At 44.3% G+C, this 16,841-nt stretch carries 19 protein-coding genes; 7 read left to right on the top strand and 12 right to left on the bottom strand.

Annotation, left to right across the window (positions count from 1 at the left end):
* Nucleotides 1-121: 121 nt before the first annotated feature.
* The 5 genes from AC4MCC_RS14130 to ubiG all read right to left on the bottom strand — a co-directional run bounded on the left by AC4MCC_RS14130 (nt 122) and on the right by ubiG (nt 3,315).
* Nucleotides 122-277, bottom strand: coding sequence for a hypothetical protein (locus AC4MCC_RS14130; protein ID WP_004781372.1), 156 nt, complete (start codon nt 275-277; stop codon nt 122-124).
* A 183-nt stretch (nt 278-460) separates the two neighbouring features.
* Entirely contained in the window at nt 461-880 is a 420-nt protein-coding gene (locus tag AC4MCC_RS14125) for a hypothetical protein (RefSeq protein WP_419365439.1), read from the bottom strand.
* Between the two features lie 224 nt (nt 881-1,104).
* Nucleotides 1,105-1,851, bottom strand: a complete 747-nt coding sequence (locus AC4MCC_RS14120; RefSeq protein ID WP_004781375.1) for a YciK family oxidoreductase — start codon at nt 1,849-1,851, stop codon at nt 1,105-1,107.
* 49 nt (nt 1,852-1,900) lie between these two features.
* Nucleotides 1,901-2,590, bottom strand: coding sequence for an HAD family hydrolase (locus tag AC4MCC_RS14115; RefSeq protein WP_005232806.1), 690 nt, complete (start codon nt 2,588-2,590; stop codon nt 1,901-1,903).
* The gene (gene ubiG / locus AC4MCC_RS14110; RefSeq protein ID WP_034704015.1) at nt 2,587-3,315 is read right to left on the bottom strand and encodes a bifunctional 2-polyprenyl-6-hydroxyphenol methylase/3-demethylubiquinol 3-O-methyltransferase UbiG; all 729 of its coding nucleotides are present in this window, start codon (nt 3,313-3,315) and stop codon (nt 2,587-2,589) included. Before ubiG ends, AC4MCC_RS14115 begins: the two co-directional genes overlap by 4 nt.
* Before the next feature lie 226 nt (nt 3,316-3,541).
* Between ubiG and AC4MCC_RS14105 the strand changes: the two genes are divergently transcribed.
* Nucleotides 3,542-4,159: a thiol:disulfide interchange protein DsbA/DsbL gene (locus AC4MCC_RS14105; protein WP_004781380.1), complete on the top strand. Its 618-nt coding sequence runs from the start codon at nt 3,542-3,544 to the stop codon at nt 4,157-4,159.
* Nucleotides 4,160-4,259: 100 nt separating this feature from the next.
* Here AC4MCC_RS14105 and AC4MCC_RS14100 read toward each other — a convergent pair whose 3' ends face one another.
* Nucleotides 4,260-4,889 carry a TetR family transcriptional regulator gene (locus AC4MCC_RS14100; RefSeq protein WP_491885465.1) on the bottom strand — a complete coding sequence of 210 codons (630 nt, stop codon included), beginning with the start codon at nt 4,887-4,889 and terminating at the stop codon, nt 4,260-4,262.
* Nucleotides 4,890-5,083: 194 nt separating this feature from the next.
* Here AC4MCC_RS14100 and rph point away from each other — a divergent pair, with 194 nt between their 5' ends.
* Both rph and AC4MCC_RS14090 read left to right on the top strand, forming a co-directional pair.
* Entirely contained in the window at nt 5,084-5,800 is a 717-nt protein-coding gene (gene rph / locus AC4MCC_RS14095) for a ribonuclease PH (protein WP_004781384.1), read from the top strand.
* A 151-nt stretch (nt 5,801-5,951) separates the two neighbouring features.
* On the top strand, nt 5,952-6,074 hold the full coding sequence (locus tag AC4MCC_RS14090) for a hypothetical protein (protein ID WP_005232802.1): 123 nt from the start codon (nt 5,952-5,954) through the stop codon (nt 6,072-6,074).
* A gap of 87 nt (nt 6,075-6,161) precedes the next feature.
* On the opposite strand, the gene nadC is transcribed toward AC4MCC_RS14090, so the two are convergent.
* A complete protein-coding gene (gene nadC / locus AC4MCC_RS14085) occupies nt 6,162-7,007 on the bottom strand; it encodes a carboxylating nicotinate-nucleotide diphosphorylase (protein WP_419365442.1) in 846 nt (281 codons plus the stop codon).
* A gap of 181 nt (nt 7,008-7,188) precedes the next feature.
* On the opposite strand from nadC, the gene ampD reads away from it, so the two are divergent.
* Both ampD and murJ read left to right on the top strand, forming a co-directional pair.
* Complete coding sequence (ampD, locus tag AC4MCC_RS14080; protein WP_180025294.1) at nt 7,189-7,761, top strand: 1,6-anhydro-N-acetylmuramyl-L-alanine amidase AmpD; 573 nt, start codon at nt 7,189-7,191, stop codon at nt 7,759-7,761.
* A gap of 77 nt (nt 7,762-7,838) precedes the next feature.
* A complete protein-coding gene (gene murJ, locus AC4MCC_RS14075) occupies nt 7,839-9,389 on the top strand; it encodes a murein biosynthesis integral membrane protein MurJ (protein ID WP_419365443.1) in 1,551 nt (516 codons plus the stop codon).
* A gap of 84 nt (nt 9,390-9,473) precedes the next feature.
* Here murJ and AC4MCC_RS14070 read toward each other — a convergent pair whose 3' ends face one another.
* Entirely contained in the window at nt 9,474-9,632 is a 159-nt protein-coding gene (locus tag AC4MCC_RS14070; protein ID WP_004647174.1) for a DUF1328 domain-containing protein, read from the bottom strand.
* 192 nt (nt 9,633-9,824) lie between these two features.
* On the opposite strand from AC4MCC_RS14070, the gene AC4MCC_RS14065 reads away from it, so the two are divergent.
* Nucleotides 9,825-10,277, top strand: coding sequence for a YcgN family cysteine cluster protein (locus AC4MCC_RS14065; protein ID WP_004781392.1), 453 nt, complete (start codon nt 9,825-9,827; stop codon nt 10,275-10,277).
* Between the two features lie 43 nt (nt 10,278-10,320).
* Here AC4MCC_RS14065 and AC4MCC_RS14060 read toward each other — a convergent pair whose 3' ends face one another.
* Nucleotides 10,321-12,453, bottom strand: coding sequence for a putative bifunctional diguanylate cyclase/phosphodiesterase (locus tag AC4MCC_RS14060; protein ID WP_491885464.1), 2,133 nt, complete (start codon nt 12,451-12,453; stop codon nt 10,321-10,323).
* Nucleotides 12,454-12,720: 267 nt separating this feature from the next.
* Here AC4MCC_RS14060 and AC4MCC_RS14055 point away from each other — a divergent pair, with 267 nt between their 5' ends.
* Entirely contained in the window at nt 12,721-13,995 is a 1,275-nt protein-coding gene (locus tag AC4MCC_RS14055; RefSeq protein WP_166137552.1) for a replication-associated recombination protein A, read from the top strand.
* Nucleotides 13,996-14,262: 267 nt separating this feature from the next.
* Here AC4MCC_RS14055 and purC read toward each other — a convergent pair whose 3' ends face one another.
* Genes purC through dapA form a run of 3 tightly spaced genes read right to left on the bottom strand, consistent with a single transcriptional unit; the run spans nt 14,263 to nt 16,538 of the window.
* Nucleotides 14,263-14,982 carry a phosphoribosylaminoimidazolesuccinocarboxamide synthase gene (gene purC, locus AC4MCC_RS14050; RefSeq protein WP_004781395.1) on the bottom strand — a complete coding sequence of 240 codons (720 nt, stop codon included), beginning with the start codon at nt 14,980-14,982 and terminating at the stop codon, nt 14,263-14,265.
* Nucleotides 14,983-15,020: 38 nt separating this feature from the next.
* Entirely contained in the window at nt 15,021-15,626 is a 606-nt protein-coding gene (locus AC4MCC_RS14045; RefSeq protein WP_004781397.1) for a hypothetical protein, read from the bottom strand.
* 12 nt (nt 15,627-15,638) lie between these two features.
* Nucleotides 15,639-16,538: a 4-hydroxy-tetrahydrodipicolinate synthase gene (gene dapA / locus AC4MCC_RS14040; RefSeq protein WP_491876300.1), complete on the bottom strand. Its 900-nt coding sequence runs from the start codon at nt 16,536-16,538 to the stop codon at nt 15,639-15,641.
* Nucleotides 16,539-16,841 lie beyond the last annotated feature (303 nt).

The raw sequence follows: 16,841 nt of genomic DNA, 5'->3' as shown, positions 1-16,841 counted from the left end.
TTCAGCAAAACCGGGATCAAGATGCAAGCGCAATGTCCTGAATTGTATATCAAAACCGTCTCAAATTAGTGGAAAAATATTCTTTTTAAGCACCAGATCTTGATTCGGGCATGGCAATTTTTCAGTTCCACTGTTCCGTTAAACCCTGTAAGGACTGAATGGCTTCAGCCACAGACTCTGCCTCGACTGCATCTTCTAAAGCCAAAATCAGGGCAGTTGATAACTGCAAGTTTTCAATACGACGAATAGTTTCAGTTTTACGTTTTTGGTCTGCCATTTAATTTTCCTTCGCTTTGATTTAACTTGAAAAGCATTATAAAAATTTTATATAAATTTGGAAAACCGAATAATTTTATATTATTGATTCGTTAAAACGATTTATGTCTGTTTTTTAAAGAATTTAAGGATAAAAAAAGAGCATCATCCGTAAATGTGCTCTTTCGGGATCTAATGAACGATCTTAATAGGCATAGTTCAGATCAGTATAGTCACTTAGGGATTTCTGTACATGTGCCTGAATAAAAGTACGCACATCTTCTGCTGTCATTGCTTTGCCCTGATTGCTGATCACATGTTCAATTTCAGGCTGACCTTCGATCTTGATACGATAGACAAAGTGTTTCGCTACCTGATAACGATCGTCCAGCTTTTCGATACCCGTCACATAATGATAGGAATGTTCAAAATTCAGATCGGTATGGGAAAAGACAAACTGGTCAAACAGTTTCAGTTTTTGACCATTTTCGAGTGCCTGAATGTCATCGACAATGCTGGCATCAAACTTCATGCCGTATTTTTCAGAGATCGGCTGCTGATCGACCAGCAGAGAGATCATGCCATCTTCCAAAGTCGTCACGGTGATGTTGTTTAAGTCAGTCATGTTGCACTCAAATAAAAATCTGTTGGCGCTAGTATAGGGGAATTTGCAGCGAACTGAATAAAGACAGTATTGTAGAAATAAGAAAGGTCTGGCTGATTCAGTCTGAAATCTGGATGAATTGGGCAGGAGAATAAGCAGCTTTCAAATGGGCCTTATCTTTATAGAATTTAAAAAACAAAAAAGCCAATGCGGACATTGGCTTTTAAATAAGTATCAATTAGAGCTTAGTCCTGCGCATCAATACTTTGACCGTTCATATGCAAGCTATCTTCACCCATCAGGTACAGATAGGCTGGCATGATGGAATCCGGTGTCGGTAAGGTTTTCGGATCTTCATTCGGATAAGCCTTGGCACGCATTGCCGTACGTGTAGCGCCTGGATTGATACAGTTAAAACGGATATTCGAATTGACCCGTTCTTTGGCAAATAACTGGCTCACTGCTTCAATGGCAATTTTTGAAACTGAATAAGCGCCCCAGCATTCCCGGGCTTCACGACCTACGCCGGAACTGGCAAAGACCACAGAAGCATGTTTGGATTTTTCCAGCAGGGGTAACAGGGCTTGGGTAATCACAAAAGGCGCACGAAGGTTAACCGCCATGACATCATCCCAGACATTAACCGGATAATCTGCCAGTGGCACTCGCTCGCCTAAAATACCGGCATTATGCAAAATCCCGTCCAGACGGCCAAACTGACGATCGAGCGTGTCGAGCAATAATTCATAATCACGTTCAGAGGCGCTAGATAACTGTAATGGGAGAATGGCAGGTTGCGGCGCACCTAAGCTTTCAATCTCGTCATAAATGACTTCAAGCTTGTTTAAGGTACGCCCGTGCAGAACTACAGTTGCCCCATGCAGGGCATAGCTGATTGCTGCTGCACGACCAATGCCATCGCCCGCACCCGTGATCAGGATGATACGATCTTTTAACAGATCGGGGCGAGGTTGATATTCTGAATACTTCATTATCTACCTCCTCATTATTATTGTTAAGTGTCTTCAGTAGTTTCAGGAATCAAGACAGGACACTTGGCTCGCTCAAGACCAGTTTTTGAATGTGCTGGTGTAACTCGTTCACTGTATTCACTATATAGTCGGCTTGCCAGGCTGTTAAGTCATCTTTGTATTGCAGTGGTAAATAACCGTATGCTGCCAGTATGGTATACATCTTGGCATTGCGGCCTGCATCAATATCACGTGGATGGTCCCCGACATAGATGCAGTCTTCTGCAGCCAGCTGTAACTGCTCGGCAGCCAGATACATTGGCTCCGGATCTGGCTTGGTTCGGGTCACATCTTCCGGACAGACCAGTACGGCACAGCGCTCGGTCAGGTTTAAAGCTTTGAGTAAGGCTTCGCTCAACCAGCGCGGTTTATTGGTCACGATTCCCCAAGGGATATCATTTTCCTCTAACTCTTCAAGTAAAGGATACATTCCGCTGAACAGGTCTGTATCCACAGCAATATCTGCACCATACATATCCAGAAAACGCTGGCGATGATCCAAGAAAACCGGGTCTTCCAGTTGCAGTTCCGGATAGACCAATTTGACCATAGCACGTGCACCTTCTGAAACCTGGGTACGGATCAGATCAGCTTCCACCACGTCACGGCCGGCTTCACGGCACATATGCTGGATAATCCGGATAAAGTCAGCTGCGGTATCAATTAAAGTACCATCGAGGTCGAATAGAACCGCCTTCATTGGGCAGCCTCTTGCGCACTTTCTTTAACGGTATACACCATATAGTTCACGTCAACATTCGGTGCCAGCCAGTAACGTTTGGTCAGCGGGTTATAATGCAGGCCAGTCATATCTTTCAGTTTTAAACCGGCATTACGGATGTCGTGCGCCAACTCAGAAGGCTTGATGAATTTGCTGTAATCATGTGTACCTTTGGCCAGCATACGCAGGATATATTCTGCACCAATGATCGCGAACAGATAAGATTTTGGATTACGGTTAATGGTCGAGAAGAAGACATGACCACCCGGTTTGGCCAGTTTATAACAGGCCTGAATAATAGAGGCTGGATCAGGTACATGTTCCAGCATTTCCATACAGGTAACCACATCGTATTGACCGGCTTGCTCTTCTGCCAGCTGTTCTACCGGAATCTGACGGTATTCAATATTGCTAACATCTTCCTGCTCAGCATGGATGCGTGCCACATTCAGTGGCGCTTCGCCCATATCAATGCCCAGCACCTGAGCGCCACGGCGCGCCATGCTTTCTGACAGGATGCCCCCGCCACAGCCCACATCCAGCACTTTCTTGCCGCTCAAGCCACCAGCATGTTCATCAATCCAGTTGAGACGTAGCGGATTGATCATATGCAATGGGCGGAACTCGGAATGCTGATCCCACCATATAGCTGCAAATGCTTCAAACTTGGCAATTTCTTGTGGATCAACATTCAATTGCGACATCGGTGTCACCTCAATCAGTCGTGATTATTTAAAATTTAAGTTCGCCCAGAGGCGGTATAAACAGATTTAACTTCTTGTAAATCAGTACACTTGTTTAGTGTAGCGATTCTGGAAAAAAAAGCGATAAAAGCTGTAAAAAAGTTCACAGAATAAAAACGAAACCGGCATAATTACTTTATAGTGAAGCCATAAATTAGACATAATGATTTAGAGGACGATAATCCCAATGAAAAAATTTATTTTAGGCACTGTAGCCGCATCTGTTTTGGCATTTTCTGGCAGTGCAATGGCCGCCAACTTTGTAGCAGGTCAAGACTATCAAGTCCTGGCGAATCCAGTAAAAGTTGAAAAGCCGGGGAAAATTGAAGTCCGTGAATTCTTCTGGTATGGCTGTGGTCACTGCTATTCTCTTGAACCACACATGCAAAGCTGGTTAAAAAAATTACCTAAAGATGTACGTTTCGTGCGTACCCCAGCCGCGATGAATCCACTATGGGAACAGGCAGCTCGTGCGTATTATGTGTCTGAAGCTCTAGGTGTTCGTCAAAAAGCGCATTTGCAGCTATTTCATGATATCCATGCGAAGAAACAGCCAATTCTGGAGCAGGCTCAATTGGCCAAGTTCTATACCCGTTATGGTATTTCTGAAGCGAAATTTAATACCACTTATAAATCATTCCCGATTTCTTCAAAAATCGCACAGGCTAAAAATCTGGCTGCGACTTATCAGTTAAGCGGCGTACCAGCGGTAACCGTAAATGGTAAGTATGTAGTTCAGGGCGATGATGCCAAAGTGGTTCAAGTAGTGAATTATCTGGTTGAAAAAGAGCGTAAAGCTAAATAACACCAGATCTGCATGAATCTAAAAACCCGCAGCTATATGCGGGTTTTTTTTATGTCAGGATAAAATTGAATTGTGAAATAGATTTCACTCAGATGAGACCTCAGGTTTGAGATAAAATTCCACGAAATAACAGTTCTAACTGCTTTAGGCTTTGCGCTTTGAAGTCATTTATCTGAGTTTGTCGCAGTTCGGGATCAGGCTGTGCCTGAAGCTGAATCCAGCCCATAGCCCAGTTTAATGCGAGAGGAACCAGGACCTGTGCCAGTGCGGTTAATTCGGCTGGAGAAGAAGATTGCTGGGCGGCTGGAATCTGTTCCAGGGTATGCCGAAAGTCTTGGGTCAGATAATGAATTTCCCGCTCAATCCCTTGTCTGAGAATGATAGAACCGCCCCAACGTTCGGCACTCACAAATGTCCAGGCTTCGGGATGTGCATCAACTGCCTGAAAAAACAGTTCGATCTTGGCTGAAAGCTCATCAAGAGAAAAATCTGCAGGTCCTAACTGATTCAGCACACCTTTGAGATGAATTGAAACCTGATCCAGAAGTTCTAGTCCCAACTGATCCATATTCTGAAAGTGTCGATAAAATGCGGCAGGCACCAGTCCGACTTCATGAGTGATTTCGCGCAGGCTGATGCTGCTAAAGGCATGGCCACGGCTGCTCAATGCCAAGGTAGCATCGAGGAGGGCCTGACGGCTTTGTTGCTTGCGTTCTTCACGTAAAGACATAGGGATTTTCCTTCAGCAGATCTGCATTTTAGCAAAAAAGACATGCTCATCGCAGTAGCGCAGATGGACTGAAAAATCTATACAAGCAAGGCGTGTCCAGTGATTTTGTAAATGATCTGTCCTCTGTTCCAATCTTGGCAGAGGCTTCTGTTATACTGAGCCGCAATTATTTTTAGTCAACAGCAGGACCTATTATGCGTATCGACCAACGAGCATTAGATCAATTACGTGAAGTGAAAATTACCCGTAACTATACACGTTATGCGGAAGGTTCCGTATTGGTTGAATTTGGTCATACCAAAGTGCTGTGTACTGCCAGTGTGGACAGCTCTGTACCACGTTTCCTGAAAGGTCAGGGTCAAGGCTGGGTAACAGCAGAATACGGCATGCTGCCACGTTCAACACATACCCGTAGTGATCGTGAAGCTGCTCGCGGCAAACAAAGTGGCCGTACTCAGGAAATCCAGCGTCTGATCGGTCGTAGCCTACGTTCAATGGTCGACCTGAAAAAACTTGGTGAAAATACCATTACCATTGACTGTGACGTGATCCAGGCAGATGGTGGTACCCGTACTGCATCAATTACGGGTGCTGCAGTAGCATTGATTGATGCCATGAATGTATTGCTTGAGAAAAAGAAAATCAAACAGGATCCACTTAAAGGTCTGGTAGCAGCCATTTCTGTAGGTATTTTTAAAGATGAAGTACTGCTGGATCTTTGCTATGAAGAAGATTCAAACTGTCAGACTGACTTAAATGTCGTGATGACCCAAGCAGGTGAATTTATTGAAATCCAAGGTACTGCTGAAGATAAGCCATTTACCCGTGAGCAGTGCAATGACATGCTGGCCATGGCTGAAAAAGGGATTCAGGAACTGATCAAGAAACAGCAAGAAGCTTTAGGCTGGTAAGCCTTTCAAGCTGTAAAAAAACGCATCTTCGGATGCGTTTTTTATTATAGCTACACATTGCCTGACAAAAAAATGAACAGGATCTGTCTACTGTGTAACCCCTGTTTTAAGCGATGATCTTTCAACCAAATCTCATTCAGAGGGTTATAACATGAAAATATGGTTGATGGCATTTTCAGTATTTGCTGTACTGGGTTTAACTGCCTGTGATTCGAATTCTCGTGATGAAAACCGCGATGGTGCAAATATGGAACGAGGAAGTGATACCAATTAACAGAGTAGAGGCCATTCAACCTCTATGATTTATATCCTTGAGAATAAAAAAAAGGGTGCTATGGCACCCTTTTTTATTGATAAAAATTTACCCATTAAAACGCATCGATAGATCAATGGCTTTGACATCTTTGGTTAGTACACCCATCGAAATATAGTCTACGCCTGTACTCGCCACTTCACGTAAGTTATCAATGGTGATATTGCCTGAAGCTTCCAGTTTACAGCGACCAGCCACATGTTTAACGGCATCAATCATTTGCTGCTGACTGAAATTATCCAGCATCACGATATCAGCTTCGGCTTCTAGGGCCTGATTTAGTTCATCCCAGGTTTCAACTTCTACTTCCACCGGTTTACCCGGTGCAATCTGGTGTGCCTTGGCAATCGCCTGGCGAATGCCGCCAGCTGCCATAATATGATTTTCCTTAATCAAGAAAGCATCGAATAAACCCAGACGGTGATTCTGACCACCACCGACAGCAACAGCATATTTTTGGGCAATACGTAAGCCTGGCAGCGTTTTACGGGTATCTAAGAGCTTGGTATTCAAACCGTCCAGCTCTTTGACATAGTTTGCCGTCTTGGTCGCAACTGCAGACAGCGTCTGTACAAAGTTCAGGGCAGGGCGTTCTACAGTTAGCAGGCTACGTGCAGAACCGGCCAGTTTTATAAAAGCTTCATTAGCAGCGACATGATCGCCGTCATTTTTTAGCCAGATCACTTCTACACTCGGATCATAGGCCTGAATCAGGGCATTGACCCAAGGCTGACCAGCAAGAACCATTGCTTCACGGCTAATAATCGTGGCAGTCGCCTGTTCATCTTCAGGAGTCAGCAGGGCAGTAATGTCACCATCGCCAATATCTTCGGAGAGTGCCTGTTGAATATTGATCTGAATCGACTGTTCTAGCAAAGCCTGAGATATGCTCATGAGTATTTCCGTATCTTTTTTAGCCGTGAAAAATTGTGCGTTATCTTAACACCGTTACATTAAAATGAGCGATTTTTCATACAGCCTGCCGGGATGAATTGAGATTTGCCTATGAAAGTTTTAGCATTAAGCCGGCTGCAATCCTGATATTGCAGATTTTATTTTTGTACAGGACAGTTTTATGCAACAGGCAGCTGAGTTTCAAATCCGGGACGGGCAATTGCTCGGGGTACGCCAGATCCCTTCTCCAAATTTTAATCAGCGGCCTGAACATACCGACATCCAGTTACTGGTGATCCATAACATCAGTCTGCCGCCGTCACAGTTTGGTGGTGGTTATATTGAACAGTTTTTTCAGAATCAGCTGGACTGGTCCGTGCATCCGTATTTTCAGACTATTGAAGGCATGCAGGTGTCTGCACATCTGCTGATTTTGCGTTCTGGTGAAGTGCTACAGTTTGTGAATTTTAATGACCGGGCCTGGCATGCCGGTCGTTCCAGCTATCTGGCCAAAAAAGAATGTAATGATTATTCCATCGGGATTGAACTGGAAGGCAGTGATGACCTGCCGTTTGAACAGGCACAATATGATGCCTTGGTCAAAGTCACCGCCTGTTTGCAAGACTATTATCCCAAACTGCAGCAGCATATTGCTGGACATTCAGATATTGCACCGGGACGTAAAACCGATCCGGGACCATATTTTGACTGGTGTGCTTTTCGTGCTCAGTTACAACATTATAAGAACCCATGACCCTTCAGGAAGTCATGTGATTAAGCAATGAACTTCTTTTGCAAGTTTCATTACAATAGGCCCAAATTAATTATTAGGTGAATAGGATGGCCCTTTGGCGTTCGACCGTAATTGTCAGTGCGATGACCATGTTGTCGCGGATTCTGGGATTGGTCCGGGATGTGGTTTTACTGAATGTATTCGGTGCCGGTAAAGATTTCGATACCTTCGTGGTGGCATTTCGTATTCCAAACTTTTTCAGACGGCTATTTGCAGAAGGGGCATTCTCCCAAGCCTTTATTCCGGTACTGACCGAATATAAAACCAGCCGTACCCATGCTGAAGTGCAGATCCTGATCAGCCGGGTCTTTGGCTGCCTAGCCACCTTCATGACCACCCTGACCATGATTGCCATCATTGCCGCACCGGTGATCATGTATATCTATGCGCCAGGGTTCCATGGCGATGAAGCAAAGTTTGCGCTGGCTACAGACATGTTCCGCTTGACCATTCCATACCTGCTATTTATGTCACTAACGGCTTTTGCCAGCAGTATTCTGAACAGTTATGGCTCTTTCAGTACGCCAGCCTTTGCTCCGGTCTTATTGAATATTGCCATGATTGCCGGTGCGCTCTGGCTCACCCCTTTTATGGCAGAGCCGATTATGGCGCTAGGCTGGGCAGTCGTAATTGCCGGGATTTTGCAGCTGGCAATCCAGATTCCAGAATTATGGCGTAAAAACCTGTTGATTCCACCGAAAGTAGACTTCAAGCATGAAGGGGTGGATCGCATCATGAAACTGATGCTACCCGCTTTGTTTGGTGTATCGGTCACCCAGATCAACCTGTTACTGAATACGGTTTGGGCTTCTTTCATGCAGGACGGTTCAGTGTCCTGGCTATATAGTGCTGAACGCATGACTGAGTTGCCATTGGGTCTGATTGGTGTGGCAATCGGTACCGTGATTCTGCCGTCTTTATCCACACAGCATACGGAAAAGAATCCGGAAAAATTCCGCGGCATGATGGACTGGGCAGCGAAAGTCATCGTACTGGTTGGTCTACCAGCCAGTATTGCCTTGTTCATGCTGTCAACACCGATTATTCAGGCATTATTTGAACGTGGACAGTTTACCTTTGAAGATACCCAGATGACGGCGCTGGCATTGCAATGTATGAGTGGCGGTGTAATTGCCTTTATGCTGATTAAAGTCTTTGCTCCCGGCTTCTATGCCCAGCAGGATACCCGTACACCGGTACGCGTCGGTTTAATGGCCGTGGCAGCCAATGCGATTCTGAACGTGATCTTTATTGGTTTCTTTAAGCTGATTCATTGGGAAGCGGAGCATATGGCACTGGCACTGGCTTCAACCGGTTCAGCCATGGTCAATGCGGGTCTGCTATACTTCTATCTGCATCAACGCAATATTTTCCGTTTTGGTGCGCACTGGAAAAAAATCTTTATGCAATTCATGTTCGCCAATGTGGTGATGATTGCAGCCTTGGCCTATGCACTGAGCTGGTACAATGGTGATGTATCACAATGGATGCGTGTACTGGAAGTGCTGATTTTATGTGTGGTAGGAGTCGTGGCGTATTTGGCCGCATTGGTCGCTGCTGGTTTCAGACCACGTCATATCAAACCTTGATCTATTTTTGGCGCATAAAAAAACAAGAGCCAAATGGCTCTTGTTTTTTCTGTAGGAAACTTTTCCTTAAGCAAAACTCAGTCGCTAGACCTTGCCGCGAGAAAGGAAACCAACAATGGCAAGAATAACGGCAATCACTAATAAGATAATTGCGAAATCCTTAGATAAGCCTGCTACTCCACCGAAACCAAGTAGACTGGCAATTAAGGCAATCACAGCAAAAATAATAGCCCAGCGAAACATATCAATTCTCCATGTGTTTTTATTCTCAAATCCAGTATAGGAATATTCGATTTTGGGCACTGTTAGTGTTTTGTTGATGTACTGTCTCTGATTTAACAATAGTTTACGTGATATTAATAAGATTCACGTCCCTACATTTCCTTTGTTGAGACTTGGTATAATAAGCTGATTTTTACCATAGCCGCTTTGATTATGTCTGATGCCTTACGTCCATACTTCTGGAAAAAATATAGTCTTACTGAGCTGACGCCAGAAGAATGGGAAGCGCTTTGTGACGGTTGTGGACTTTGCTGCCTGATCAAGCTGGAAGATGAAGACACCCATGAAGTTGCCTATACCAAAGTGGCTTGCAAATTACTGGACTGCAAAACTGCCCGCTGTTCGGATTATCCGAACCGGCTGCAATATGTGCCGGATTGTATACAGCTAACACCTGAGAAACTGGACACTATTCACTGGTTACCCTCAAGCTGTGCTTATCGCCGAGTTGCTGAAGGGAAAAGCCTGCCATCCTGGCATTATCTGAAGACAGGTTCACGACAAAGCGTAATTCAGGCCAAAAAATCTGCTGCTGGTCGCTGCTTAAGTGAAGTCGACATTGATGAAGATGAAATTGATGAATATATCGTGCGCTGGGTGCGCTAATGATTAGCGCAATCCAACCCCGTCAAATGATTAAATAAAAAAATTAAGCTGCCTGTTGTAGCAGTTGCTGTGCTGAAGACCCGGACATAGGACGATAAAAATAAAAACCTTGTCCGATCTGGCAATCACAATTGATCAATGTGTCTAGCTGTTCGGTATTCTCAATGCCTTCGACCAGTACATCCAGAGAAATACTGGAACCAATCTGGGTAATAGCTTTAACAATGGCCAGCGCAGACGGATCATTGTTCATACGTTCTACAAAGTTGCGATCAATCTTGATGCAGTCGACCGGATATTCCTGCAAACGAGTCAGGGAAGAATGACCGGTACCGAAGTCATCCAGAGAAATATGAATTCCATGTTTTTTCAGCAGGTTCAGTGCCCGGATCACATAATTGGCTCCGCCTTCAGACAAGCTCTGCTCGGTAATTTCCAACTCAACCTTATGCGCAGGAATATCGAATCGGGACAGACGAGCCAGAAATTTCTCAGCATAATCATCCCGCAGGAATTCAACCGGAGCTGCATTAATTGAAATCGGCAGTATATCCAGACCTTCAGCCTGCCAGCGGCTCATATCTTCAAAGACTTTCAGCTGCATGGTTTCACTGATGCGCGAAGCTAGGTCATAGTCTTGGAAAGCTGAAAAAATATGAGAGGGTAACTGGATCTGATGCTGTTGATCCTGCCAGCGCAGTAAGGCCTCAAAACCAATCACCTCACCATCGGAGAGACGGACCTTAGGCTGATAATAAGGAATGATCTGATCCGCATGAATAATCTTGCGTGCCAGCGTCAGTTGTTTGGTCATGTTTTCCAGTGACCTGAACATCTCCTGATTAAACATGCGAATCCCGCCACGCCCACTATTTTTCAGATCATTCAGGGCAATATCGGCGCATTTCAGCAGGTTGGAACTATTCTGGGCATCACGCGGATAAACGGTACAACCAATACTCATGCCAATACTCATGCGATGGCCGACATAACTTACTGGTTGTTCTAGTTGAGCATAGGCCAGTTGTGCGGCATTAATCAGCTGGGCTTCGTTTTCCAAGTTTTTGACCAGAATGGCAAACTCATCTCCACCCAGACGGGCAACGACTATATTGTTGGAACCAAAACAGGCCTGAAAACGCTTGCCCAAGACATGCAGTAAATGATCTCCGGCAATATGACTCAAAGTGTCATTGATATGCCGGAAATAGTCCAGATCAATCAGTAAAAGGCCAACCATCATTTGCTGCTGCTTGGCTTTTAACAGCACCTGTTTAAAGGTTTTATAAAAGGCATTACGGTTATACAGTCCGGTCAGCTCATCACGCTGAATCACGGCCTTTAAACGGCTTTCTGCTATTTTTTGCTGACTGATATTGCGTGAAACGCACAGGATATTTTGGGGAATATTATTTTCGTCTAATACTGGAGTCAGTAAATGATCCCAATATTCTGGGTTCTCATTATCCGTCTGAGCTTTTTCTACAAAACGGCTATTTAAGCCTTGAGCAGCCTGTTTTAAAGCACGTTGTCCAGTTTTCTTAACTTCAGCGGGTAACAGATTTAACCATGAATGCAGGGCAGGCTGCTGTTCAGGATCAATCCCTAACTTATGGCAGGCAGACTGATTGATATGACGGATCTCGCCTTGTGGAGACATCACTTTAATACAGTCGACACTGGCATCCAGCATATTTTTCTGAGTAGAAATCACCTGAGACAGTTGTTGCTGAATCTCGAAATATTCATGAATATCGGTCAGGGATACCGACCATTGCAGCAGATGTTCCGCTGTATGCTGAAACTTAATCGCCAAGGCACACATACGATAGCTGGAATCAGCCGATTTAATCCGGCACTGGGTATTAAAACCTTGTTGCTGATTCAGGGCAGCATGCCATTGCTCAGAAAACGCTGGCTGATCATCTGGATGAATCAGGCTTTGCCATTCTTTAGGACCATATTCACTTAAATTGGTGCCTAAATAATCCGAAAGTGCCTGATTAAAATATTCAATATTATCTTTGCCCAGCACCCAGAGTGGATGTGGCACATCATTGATTAGGTCCTGTAATAATCTGAATTTTGCCTGTTGCTCATTAGAAGATTGTATCGAGGTTGAAATAAGCGACTCAGCGCATTCTGCAGTTGTTCGTCTAGATTTATTATGCTTCATGCATCCCCACCGATACCACCCAAAGAGCATCCAATCAGTTACTCAAGTCCATTCTAATTAATATGAGACAATGTGAAATTTACAAGGTTATTCACCTGTAATTAATCATGTTCTATTTATCTACTTTTCATAAGATTAATCCATTCATTGTAAAAAAAATAGAGCTTTCTTACATAAATTAAATTTTTCTCATAAATGTTTGAAATATTGGAATCAAAACTACCGGTGTTAGAATGAAAGCAGAATTTAATTTGAGCCAATAATAAGATGTCAGACAGTCATATCCCGCTTCCAGAACGCTTGCGGCCTCGCGACCTTACAGAAATTATCGGGCAGGATCACTTGCTTGGAGAGAATGCACCTCTACGTCAAATGATTGACCAAGGGCATTTACCATCGATTATCTTCTGGGGTCCACCTGGAGTAGGTAAAACCACAATTGCCTTGCTACTTGCCCAAGCGGTAGACCGGCCATTTATCAGCCTGTCTGCACTCAATACTGGTGTGAAGGAGTTGCGTGAAGTCATTGCAGAAAGTGGTGATCTGCTGACGCCCGTGGTGTTTATTGACGAGATTCACCGTTTTAATAAATCCCAGCAGGATGCACTGCTGAATGCCGTCGAAAAAGGCAAAATTACCTTGATTGGTGCGACGACGGAAAATCCATCCTTTGAAGTCAATAGTGCCTTGCTGTCACGTTGTCAGGTCTATACCTTAAATGCGCTGAGTGATGAAGCGATTCAGACTTTACTGACTCAGGCGATTCAGACTGACAAATTTCTGCAGGAACGCTATATCCAGATTGAAGAATTTGACGCCTTACTGCAGTTTGCCGCTGGGGATGCGCGTAAGGCGCTCAATCTGCTGGATCTGATTGCCAGTACCTTTGAGGCTGACCAGGAAAATATCATTACCAATGCGATTGTGGTCAAAGTCGCACAGCAGAATATTGCCCGTTATGACAAGTCTGGCGAGCAGCACTATGATCTGGTCTCGGCCTTCATCAAGTCGATTCGTGGCAGTGATCCGGATGCTGCCCTGTACTGGATGGCACGCATGCTGAAAGGTGGTGAAGATCCAGTCTTTATTGCCCGCCGTATGCTGATTGCGGCATCAGAAGATATTGGCAATTCCAATCCGAATGCCTTGTTGCTGGCGGGCGAATGTTTCCGCTCAGTTCAAGCGATTGGCATGCCGGAATGCCGGATTATTCTGGGACAATGTGCGGTTTATCTGGCGACCAGTGCCAAAAGTAATAGTACGTATCTCGCCATTAATAAAGCGATGGATCTGGCTGAAAAAACGGCCAATTTGCCAGTGCCTTTACATCTGCGTAATGCACCGACCAAAATGATGAAAGAGCAGGGTTATGGAGTGAATTATCTGTATCCGCACAACTATCCGGAACATTTTGTTCTGCAAGATTACCTGCCGCCTGAGCTGAAAGGCACCAAACTGTACGAATCGGCACGTAATAAGCGTGAAGTAGAAGGCGAACGTCTGCAACAACGTCGCTGGCAGCAGGAACAACAACAGCAATAAGCAAAAAAAAGCCCAATTCAAGGAGAATTGGGCTGAAATAGGATGTCTTGGGGGAGATACATCCTAGAGGGTAAGGGTATAAATCTGGTCAGCAACATCAGATGGATTGCATCTGCTGAGGATGTTGCCGGAATGCAGTAATATTAAGACATGCATTGAATAATGTAAAAACGATCATTTTTATTAATAAAATTCATTTTTTCGATCATAAGATTAGACAATAAAAAACCGGGTTATTAACCCGGTTCTTTGAAGCATTACTAGTGCTTAGATATCTTCAAGATTGATACCTAAACGTGCTGCAACTTCTTCGTACGCTTCAACCACGCCGCCTAGGCCTTGACGGAAACGGTCTTTATCCAGTTTTTTCTTGGTGTCTTTATCCCATAGACGGCAACCGTCTGGAGAGAATTCGTCACCTAGTACAATACGGTCGTGGAACACACCAAATTCAAGTTTAAAGTCAACCAAAAGCATATTACCCGCTTCGAATAATGCTTTAAGCACATCGTTCACTTGGTAAGTCAGTTCTTTCATTTTTGCCAGTTGTTCAGCAGTCGCCCAACCTAAAGCAATCGCTTGAGATTCGTTCACCATTGGATCGCCTAGCGCGTCATCCTTGAAGAACAATTCGAATGTTGGAGGCGTTAACTCTTTACCTTCTTCTACACCCAGACGACGGCATAAAGAACCCGCAGCATAGTTACGTACCACACATTCTACTGGAATCATTTTAAGTTTTTTCACCAGCACTTCAGTCGGTGTCAGCAGTTTCTCAAAATGAGTTTCAATACCAGCAGCAGCCAGCTTTTCCATGATGAAGGCGTTAAAACGGTTATTCACCTTACCTTTACGATCCAGTTGTTCGATTTTTTCGCCATTGAATGCGGACGCATCGTCACGGAAAACTAAAATCAGGTGGTCTTCACTGTCCGTGGTATAGACAGATTTCGCTTTACCAGTATAGAGCAAGGTTTGTTTTAACATGAGGGAACCTTCTACAAAAAAAAATGCCTAGAAAATGTCTAGGCTGGCCAATTTTGGTAAATCTGGTTTAACAGTTCTGCTGCTTTTTCGCGGTCGGCAAAACTGTTATCGGGATTAAACACAGCCAGGGTGTTACTCGAACCTGCGGGAGAGAGTCTTAAAACATAGGTTTGCTGATCGACCTGAATCGCTACTTCATAACGATCTTTATTTTGACCAACGATAGAATGGTTAAGGCTGCTAAGCGTGGCAAGAGTGTATTGCCATATTGTAGCAGCATTTCCATCAATTTTGAGCAGTGGATTTTGATTTCCGTCAGTGACTAATTGCGGCTTTCCTGAAAAATTTTCTTGAGTTTCATCTGCTTGAGTTGAATTTACTGGCTGTGCAGTAGGGCGTGGCATCGCAAAGCGGTTACCACGCTGATTTTCAAGCTTTGGTGCATTTTCCAGGGCAAGCGGATCCACTGTTGGAGCAGGGTACAAAGGCGTTGCAGGACGAACCATTGACCCTTCAGGATATTGCAATGGTTGCAGCGTGGTTGTTTCTTTATAGTCCAAGGTACCGTTTTTAAAGGCCATTGAACTACAACCTGCTAAACTGAATACTGAAAGTGCCAGGGTAAGTCCTAAACGTAATTGCATAATCGTTGCTCTTTATTTAATGACGCTCGCTTCTACAAGTGCCTCATGAAGCGGAGCGCGATATTGTTCTGCAAGTGGTGTTAATGGAAGGCGAATACCTGTACCAATTAAGCCCATATCATGGAGAGCCCATTTCACAGGAATTGGGTTTGATTCACAAAATAGAATATTGTGTAAATTTGCAACCTGAGCATTGAGCTCTTCAGCACGTGCCGCATCGCCTGCAATGGCTGCAGCACATACTTCACTCATGACTTTTGGTGCAACGTTGGCAGTCACAGAGATATTGCCTTTGGCACCATGACCCATTAACTCATAGGCAGTTGCATCATCACCTGAGTAAACAGTCATGTTTTTGCCTGCCAGACCTTCAATCAGGGCAGCACCACGGGCTACATCACCTGTTGCATCTTTAATGCCTACGATTTGTGGAATATCTGCCAGACGGATCACGGTTTCGTTGGCCATATCCACGCCAGTACGACCTGGAACGTTATAAAGAATTTGAGGTAGGTCAACCGCTTCAGCAATGGCTTTATAATGCTGATATAGGCCTTCCTGAGTCGGTTTGTTGTAGTAAGGAGTAACCAGCAGGGCAGCATCAGCGCCAAGTTCTTTGGCTTCCTGAGTCAGCTCGATTGCTTCACGAGTCGAGTTTGCGCCTGTACCGGCAATGATAGGAATACGTTTGTTAGCAACACGAATGATTTCTTTGATCACTTGGGTGTGCTCGCTCATGCTGAGCGTTGATGCTTCACCAGTGGTACCAACCGCGACAATGCTGTTGGTGCCTTCTGTAATATGCCACTCAACCAGCTTCTCGAGACCCTTCCAATCTACGCTGCCATCTTCAAACATGGGGGTGACGATTGCGACAATGGAACCCTGAATGGTCTGTGCTTGCTGAGTCATTTTAAAAAACTATCCTATTTGTCCATCCGAAGAGAATGAGAAAACATATTTGGGATGGGTTTGTATTTTGATTTGTAGCAAATTCAATAGATTTGCACTGAATTGAATATTGCTTATGCAAATTATGACTGATCAAACGCATAAGAACAATATGCTTTAGTAAAAGCCACTGAATTCTTTATACAAAGCCCCCAGGCAACAATCAAGTTTTAATCGTTATAATTTTTTGCTGTCCAAATCATCCTTTATCCTCCAGCAGTATGGAGAGTAATAAATTCATTTTTTTAGGAAAAATTACAAAGA

The organism is Acinetobacter sp. CAU_H_56 (assembly GCF_058599425.1).
The sequence above is the reverse complement of the archived record's forward strand: the minus strand, read 5'-3'. Positions and strand labels throughout refer to the sequence as shown.